We start from the raw sequence: 7,722 nt of genomic DNA on the forward strand, positions 1-7,722 counted from the left end.
GGGTTTGTGGACGGGGCGCGGGCGTGGCCGTTCGTGCGGCTCGCGCGGGTCAAGGGGCCGGGGCTGGCCGACCAGGTGGAGCGGTTCCGGGACGCCGCCGGGATCACCGGGCCGGTCGTGCAGGAGGCGCACGACCTGCAGACCGTGCTCGCGCTGGTGGCGGCGGGCGTCGGCTGCGCGCTCGTGCCGGCGGGCGTGGGGCCGATCACCCCGCCGCAGGTCACGCTGGCCCCGATCGGGCACCCGGCGGCCGGGTGGCGGGTCGGCGCGGTCTGGGACCCCGCCTCGCCCGGCCCGCTCGTCCGCGGCTTCCTGGAGGTCGTCCGGGGGCTCGGCCGCGAGGGCGTCAGCTGAGGGTCTTGGCGAGGAACTGGCCGGTGTGGCTGGCCTCGACCTTCGCGACGTCCTCGGGGGTGCCGGTGGCGACGACCGTGCCGCCGCGCGAGCCGCCCTCGGGACCCATGTCGATGATCCAGTCGGCCGTCTTGATCACATCGAGGTTGTGCTCGATGACGATCACCGTGTTGCCCTTGTCGACCAGCCCGTTCAGCACGCCGAGGAGCCTGCGGATGTCCTCGAAGTGCAGGCCGGTGGTCGGCTCGTCCAGCACGTAGATCGTGCGGCCGGTCGAGCGCTTCTGCAGCTCGGCGGCCAGCTTGACGCGCTGCGCCTCGCCGCCCGACAGCGTCGGCGCGGGCTGCCCGAGCCGGACGTAGCCGAGGCCGACCTCGTTGAGGGTGTGCAGGTGCCGGTGGATCGCCTTGATCGGCTCGAAGAACGCCGTGGCCTGCTCGATCGGCATGTCGAGCACCTCGGAGATCGTCTTGCCCTTGTAGTGGACCTCCAGGGTCTCCCGGTTGTAGCGGGCGCCGTGGCAGACCTCGCACGGGACGTAGACGTCCGGCAGGAAGTTCATCTCGATCTTGATGGTGCCGTCGCCCGAGCAGTTCTCGCAGCGGCCGCCCTTGACGTTGAAGGAGAACCGGCCCGGCTGGTAGCCGCGCACCTTCGCCTCGGTGGTCTGCGCGAAGAGCTTGCGGATGTGGTCGAACACGCCGGTGTAGGTCGCCGGGTTGGAGCGCGGCGTGCGGCCGATCGGCGACTGGTCGACGTGGACGACCTTGTCGAGATGGTCGACGCCGTTGACCCGCTTGTGCTTGCCGGGGACCGTCCGGGCGCCGTTCAGCTGCTTGGCCAGCGAGTTGTAGAGGATGTCGTTGACCAGCGTGGACTTGCCCGAGCCGGACACGCCCGTGACCGCGGTGAGCACGCCGAGCGGGAACGCCACGTCGACGTCGCGGAGGTTGTTCTGCTGGGCGCCCTTGACGGTGACCTCGCGGCCCCTGGTCCGGGGGCGGCGGATCCGGGGGACCGCGATCTCCCGGCGCCCCGACAGGTAGGCGCCGGTCAGCGACCGCTCGGACTTCAGCAGGTCGTCGACGGTGCCGGACACGACGATCTCGCCGCCGTGCTCGCCCGCGCGCGGGCCGATGTCGACCACCCAGTCGGCGGCGGCGATGGTGTCCTCGTCGTGCTCGACGACGATCAGGGTGTTGCCCATGTCGCGCAGCCGGACCAGCGTCTCCAGCAGCCGGTGGTTGTCGCGCTGGTGCAGGCCGATGGACGGCTCGTCCAGGACGTAGAGGACGCCCACGAGCCCGGACCCGATCTGCGTGGCGAGCCGGATGCGCTGCGCCTCGCCGCCCGCGAGCGTCGCGGACGCGCGGTCGAGCGTCAGGTAGTCGAGGCCGACGTCCAGCAGGAACCCGAGCCGGGCGTTGATCTCCTTCAGGACGCGCTCGGCGATGTGGGTCTCGCGCTCGTTCAGCTCCATGGCGAGCAGGAACTTGGCCGCCTCGCCGATCGGCATCGAGGCGACCTCGGCGATGGACATCCCGCCCATGGTGACCGCGAGCACGACCGGTTTGAGCCGGGCGCCCTTGCAGGTCGGGCACGGGATCTCCCGCATGTAGCCCTCGAACTTCTCCCGGCTGGAGTCGCTCTCGGACTCGGCGTGCCGCCGGTGGATGTAGGGGAGCACGCCCTCGTAGGCGGTGTAGTACGAGCGGGTGCGCCCGTAACGGTTCTTGTAGCGGACGTGGACCTGGGTCTCGTGCCCGTTCAGGATCGCCTTGCGCGCCTTGGCCGGCAGCTTCTCCCACGGGGTGTTGAGGTCGAAGCCCATGGCGTCGCCGAGGGCCGACAGCAGCCGCAGGAAGTAGTCGCTCACATGCCCGTTGGACCACGGCTGGATCGCGCCCTCGCCCAGGGTGATCTCCGCGTCCGGGACGACCAGCTCGGCGTCGACCTCCATGCGGGTGCCGAGGCCGGTGCAGTCGGGGCAGGCGCCGTACGGCGAGTTGAACGAGAAGGTCCGGGGCTCCATCTCCTCGAACGACAGGTCGTCGTAGGGGCAGTAGAGGTGCTCGGAGTACATCCGCGTGCGGTTCTCGTCGCCATCGGGGAGGTCGACGAAGTCGAGGACGATCGTGCCGCCCGCGAGGCCCAGGGCGGTCTCGACGGAGTCGGCGAGCCGCTGGCGCGCGGAGTCCTTCACGGCGAGCCGGTCGACGACCACGGAGACGTCGTGCTTCTCCTGCTTCTTCAGCTTGGGCGGCTCGTCCAGCCGGATCATCTGGCCGTCGACCAGCGCCCGCGAGTAGCCCTTGGACTGCAGTTCGCGGAACAGCTCCAGGTATTCGCCCTTGCGGCCGCGGATCACCGGCGCGAGCACCTGGAAGCGGGTGCCCTCGTCCAGTTCCAGGACGCGGTCGACGATCTGCTGCGGCGCCTGCCGGCTGATCGGCCGCCCGCACTCGGGGCAGTGGGGGTGCCCGATCCGCGCGTACAGCAGGCGCAGGTAGTCGTAGACCTCGGTGATCGTGCCGACCGTCGACCGCGGGTTCTTGCTGGTCGACTTCTGGTCGATGGACACCGCGGGCGACAGGCCCTCGATGAAGTCGACGTCGGGCTTGTCCATCTGGCCGAGGAACTGCCGGGCGTAGGCCGACAGCGACTCGACGTACCGGCGCTGGCCCTCGGCGAAGATCGTGTCGAACGCCAGGCTCGACTTGCCGGAGCCCGACAGACCGGTGAACACGATCATGGAGTCTCGCGGGAGGTCCAGCGAGACGTCCTTCAGGTTGTGCTCGCGTGCTCCACGCACGATGAGTCGGTCATGCACGGCGTTCTTCCGGTTCCTCTTCTTGGGCGCGGGGACGGGACACGTCGGTTTCAGGGTAGCCAGGGGGTACGACAGTTGCCCCCGAGTCCATAACAGCGGTGGTCGCCGGCGCATTTCATGGCGCTCCCCGCCCGTCCCGCGAGGGTCCGGGCGGCACCATCGCACCGTACACGTGTTCGAACACCGCTGCCACCACAACCCGCCCGACGGGTCCGCCAGCAGGGGTTATCCGTCGTCCAGGGCGAAGTCGAGGTAGCGGTCGGCGGAGCGCCGCACGGCGTCCTTCCCATCGGTGTAGACGATCTTCCGCCACCAGGCGCCGTACACGCGGTCGAACGCGAACGGCTCCAGCAGCCGCAGGGCGCGCCGGACGGTGCGGGGCCGCTCGGGGATGAGATTCGGGTAGCTGTACATGAAGCCGACCCAGTCCCGGTCGTTGACGACCTGGAGGATGTCGCCCGAGAACAGGGCGCGGGCGTCGCGCCAGTGCAGGACCTGGCCGCCGGCGAAGTGCACGCCCGCGTTGATCAGCGTGAGGCCGCCGCCCAGCTCGCGGGTGTCGCCCGACCAGAAGACCACCGCGTCGTCCGGGCGCGCCACCCACGCGCGGTCGGCCTCGTGGATGTAGACGGGGGCGTCGAACGCGCGCGCCCACTCGATCATCGTCCCGTAGAAGTGCGGGTGGCTGATCGCGATAGCCGCGACGCCGCCCAGATCGTTCACCTGGCGGACCAGGTCGTCGTCGATGTAGGTGGTCATGTCCCACAGGACGTTGCCGGACGGCGCCCGCAGCAGCAGGGCCCGCTGGCCGATGGCGGTGGACGGCTCGGTGCCGATCCCGACGACGTCCGGGCCCTCCTCCTCGATCCGGGCGCGGTGCCCCGCGGCGCGCAGCCGCTCCAGCGTCGTCCACTCCTGGCCGTTCCAGCCGACGTACTGGCGCTCGTCCTCGCAGATCGGGCAGTCGGGACGGGGCGCGGCGTACTGGACGCCGCAGGTGACGCAGATCGGAAGCTCCATGATCACCATTGTGGCGCCGGACGGCGGCACGGAGGGGGCGGAACGCGCGGGAGGCCCGTCTGGCACGGGCCTCCGGGGTGCGACAGGATGGAGCCTCCTGCGACAGAGGGGGCCTCGTGGTGGAGTGGCGGAGGGTTATCGACGAGCTGGATCTGGGCGTCGACCGCATCGTGCGGACGCTGTCGAAGCTCAGCGACCAGGACCTGCGCGGCCCGTCGGCGCTGCCGGGGTGGAGCCGCGGGCATGTGGCCACCCACATCGCCCGCAACGCCGACTCCCTGTGGAACCTGCTCGAATGGGCGCGGACGGGCGTGGAGATCCCGCAGTACCCGAGCCTGGAGGCGCGCAACGCCGCCCTGGAGGAGGGCGCCGGGCGGAGCGGGGACGAACTGGTCGAGGACGTGCGCGCGTCGGCGGCGAGATTCACCGAGCAGGCCCGGACGCTGCCGGAGGACGCCTGGAACGCTCCCGTCCGCGCGATGATGGGCTGGCCGCACCCGGCCTGGTACAGCGTGCTGCGCCGCTGGCACGAGGTGGAGGCGCACCACGTCGACCTCGCCGCCGGGTACGGGCCCGCCGACTGGCCCGAGCCGTACGTCCGGTGGGCCCTGACGAGCACGCTCGTGGACATCGCGGCGCTCCCGGAGGGGCGGCGCGGGGGGCTCGCCGGGTACCGGATCACCGCGACCGACTCCGGGGAGTCCGCCGACCTCGGCTGGACGCCGGGCGGGCCGGAGGCGTCCGGCTCGGGACGGGCGCTGCTGGGCTGGCTGAGCGGCCGCTCGCACGGCGCCGGCGTCGCCCTCCGCCCGGACGGCCCTCTCCCAACTCCCCCACCGTGGCCCCATCAACCTGCCGACTTCTAGCGGATCCCTGGTCGGCGGGGGTCAGTCGTCTTTGCCGGTTAGGCGGTGGAGGGCGTCGACCGAGCGTATGACGATCATGTTGCGGGCGACGGTGACGCGGTCGCGGACGGGGGCGGCGGCGAGGATCTGGGCGACCTTGCGGCGGCCCATGCCCGCCCAGCGGCCGAGGTCGTGCTGGGAGACCGGGACCTGGACCCGGTAGCCGTCCCCGGGCGCGCCCGCCGCCCCGTTCGGCCGCTCCTCCTTGAGGGGCGAGCCGAAGCGGTCGACGAGGCGGAGCAGGCGGGTGGCCAGGCGGTGCTCGGGGTCGTCGGGGAAGTGGGCGACGCGCAGCGCGTTGGCGTCGCGGAGCCGCTCGGCGAGGACGCCCGCGACCGCCCAGGCGGAGCCGGGGTGGGCGTCGAGGACGCCCCGGAACCGGTCGGCGGGCAGGACGAGCGCCTCCACGGGCGTGAGGGCCTCGACGTTGGCGTGCCGGATCCCACCGTCGACGGCCTCCAGCTCCCCCACGAGGTCGCCGGGTCCGAGGACGTCCAGGATGGCGATCTCGCCGCCCCGGGCCACCCAGACCCGCACCGCGCCTGCCCGCAGCACGAAGACCTGGGACGCGCGGGTGTGCTCGCGCATGAGGAAGGCGCCCGGCCTGATCATCGCGGTGGTGCCCGCCCGCCGCAGCGCCTCCCGGGCCCGCGCGGGCAGCGCGTCCCAGAACCGGGTGGTCTCCATCGCGCCCTCCTCGCCGCCAGGGCAGGGGCATGACGCCCCGGTCCCAGTGAACCCGGCGGCGCGGCGGCGGACTGCGTCTCCGGTCACACCTCCAGCGACAAATCCTCCAGCCATTTGTCGAGGGCGCGTGCGCGGCGGGCGCAGTCGGCGGCGGCGGCGTGGTCGCCGAGGGCCAGGTGGGAGGCGCGCAGCAGTTCCAGGGCCTGGCGCTGGCCGCGGTGGTCGTCGGTGTCGCGGCGGATGACGATCTCGGTGCGGAAGTGCTCGGCGGCGTCGGCGTGCTCGCCGAGCCGCTGGGAGGCGCAGGCCATGGTGTGCAGCGCGTACGCCTGCTCGCGGGTGTCGCCGAGCTCGGTGGCCTGGTCCAGGGCGCGGCGGCCGGTCTCCAGGGCCTCGCCGGCGCGGCCGAGGTCGAGGTAGATGTCGGCGAGGTGGGCCAGGGCGGTGCCTTCGCTGTGCCGGTCGCCGACCTCGCCGAGCACGCGCAGCGCGTCCTGTTCCATCTCCAGGGCCTCCTCCGGACGGCCGCTGCGGCGCAGGACGGCGGCGAAGGTGTCCATCCCGACGCCCATGCCGTACCAGTCGCCGATGTCGCGGCGGATCCGCAGGGCCTGGCGGGCGGCGCGCTCGGCGTCCTCGGGCAGCCCGAGCCGCAGGTAGGTGCGGGCCAGGCTGCCGAGCGTCCCGGCCAGGCCCGACTGGGCGCCGAGGTGGTGCCACAGGTCCAGGGCCTCCAGGCCGAGGACGAACGCCTCCTGGTGGCGCTCCAGGCGGCGCATGACCACCGACATGTGCTCCAGGTCGTGGGCCTCGCCGTGCTGGTCGCCGATCTCGCGGCGGATCTCCAGGGCCCGTAGCAGGTGCTCGCGGGACTCGCGGTAGCGGCCGAGCCGCCAGTGGACGATCCCGATCTGGGCGAGCGTCTCGGCCTCGCCGTGCCGGTCACTGATGTCGCGGTGCAGGCGCAGCGCCTCGCCGCAGTAGGTGAACGCCTCGGCGAACCGGGTGGCGTCGCACATCAGCATGCCGAGCGTGGTCAGCGCGCGCGCCTCCCCGTGCCGCGCGCCCAGCGCCCGGTACGCGCGCAGCGCCTGGTCGGCGTCCCGCTGCGCCATGTCGCGCAGCCCGAGCGAGGCGTTCATCCGCGCGAGTTCGGTGAGCGCCTGCGCGGCGCCGTGCCGGTCGCCCTGCTCTTGGCGGATGTAGAGGGCCTCCAGGGCGTGCGACACCGCCTCGTGGACGTTGCCCTGGCGGCGGTGCACCTGGGCGACCGACAGCAGGGTCTCCGCCACGCCCGGCTGGTCGCCGATCCGGCGCCGGACGTCCAGCGCCTCCCTCGCGTGGCCCAGCGCCGCCTCGTAGTCGCCGAGGCCCAGGTGGGCGCGGGCGAGCGTGTCGTGCCCCTTGGCGACGCCCCCGTCATCGCGCAGCTCCTCGTGGATGGCCAGGGAGCGGCGCGCGGGCTCGATCGCCGTCAGGTAGCGGCCCAGGGCGGCGTGGACGTCGGCGAGGGTGGCCAGGGAGGCGGCCTCGCCGTACCGGTCGGGCGGGTCCACGGCCCGGAAGCCGCGCCGGGCGTCCTCGCCGTAGCCGATCGCCTGCATCGAGCGGCCCAGCTCGAAGTGCGCCACGGCCAGGTTGAGCAGCATGACGGCCGCCGCCGCCCAGTCCTCCTCGGTGCGCGCCGCGTGCAGCCCCGCCTGATGGACGGCGATGTTGTCCTCGCTGTAGCGCCGGAACTCCTGGAAGTCGAACAACGCGTCGGCCAGTTCCCAGCACGTGCGGTGCAGCCCCAGCCGCGCCGCCTGGTGCACCGCCGCGACCAGGTTGCGGCGCTCGGACTCGAACCACGCCAGTCCCGCCGCCCGCGCCTCCGCGGTGGACGAGCGCCCCCGGGCCTCGCCCCCGTGGACCGCGGGACGGCGC

At 72.9% G+C, this 7,722-nt stretch carries 6 protein-coding genes; 2 read left to right on the forward strand and 4 right to left on the reverse strand.

Annotation, left to right across the window (positions count from 1 at the left end):
• On the forward strand, positions 1 to 354 hold a 354-nt coding region (locus E1298_RS41025), incomplete at its 5' end, for a LysR family substrate-binding domain-containing protein (protein ID WP_165975913.1).
• On the opposite strand, the gene uvrA is transcribed toward E1298_RS41025, so the two are convergent.
• Positions 347 to 3,184 (reverse strand): excinuclease ABC subunit UvrA, encoded by a 2,838-nt coding sequence (gene uvrA / locus E1298_RS41030; RefSeq protein WP_131902785.1) that lies wholly within the window; start codon positions 3,182 to 3,184, stop codon positions 347 to 349. The genes E1298_RS41025 and uvrA overlap by 8 nt on opposite strands.
• 225 nt (positions 3,185 to 3,409) lie before the next feature.
• Positions 3,410 to 4,204, reverse strand: a complete 795-nt coding sequence (locus E1298_RS41035; RefSeq protein WP_243726144.1) for an MBL fold metallo-hydrolase — start codon at positions 4,202 to 4,204, stop codon at positions 3,410 to 3,412.
• Positions 4,205 to 4,323: 119 nt separating this feature from the next.
• Between E1298_RS41035 and E1298_RS41040 the strand changes: the two genes are divergently transcribed.
• Positions 4,324 to 5,070, forward strand: coding sequence for a maleylpyruvate isomerase family mycothiol-dependent enzyme (locus E1298_RS41040; RefSeq protein WP_207945141.1), 747 nt, complete (start codon positions 4,324 to 4,326; stop codon positions 5,068 to 5,070).
• A 21-nt stretch (positions 5,071 to 5,091) separates the two neighbouring features.
• On the opposite strand, the gene E1298_RS41045 is transcribed toward E1298_RS41040, so the two are convergent.
• Positions 5,092 to 5,796 carry a Crp/Fnr family transcriptional regulator gene (locus tag E1298_RS41045; protein WP_165975914.1) on the reverse strand — a complete coding sequence of 235 codons (705 nt, stop codon included), beginning with the start codon at positions 5,794 to 5,796 and terminating at the stop codon, positions 5,092 to 5,094.
• Between the two features lie 83 nt (positions 5,797 to 5,879).
• On the reverse strand, positions 5,880 to 7,722 hold a 1,843-nt coding region (locus tag E1298_RS51410), incomplete at its 5' end, for a tetratricopeptide repeat protein (RefSeq protein ID WP_131902789.1).

It is taken from the genome of Actinomadura rubrisoli, assembly GCF_004349215.1.
Taxonomy (GTDB): domain Bacteria; phylum Actinomycetota; class Actinomycetes; order Streptosporangiales; family Streptosporangiaceae; genus Spirillospora; species Spirillospora rubrisoli.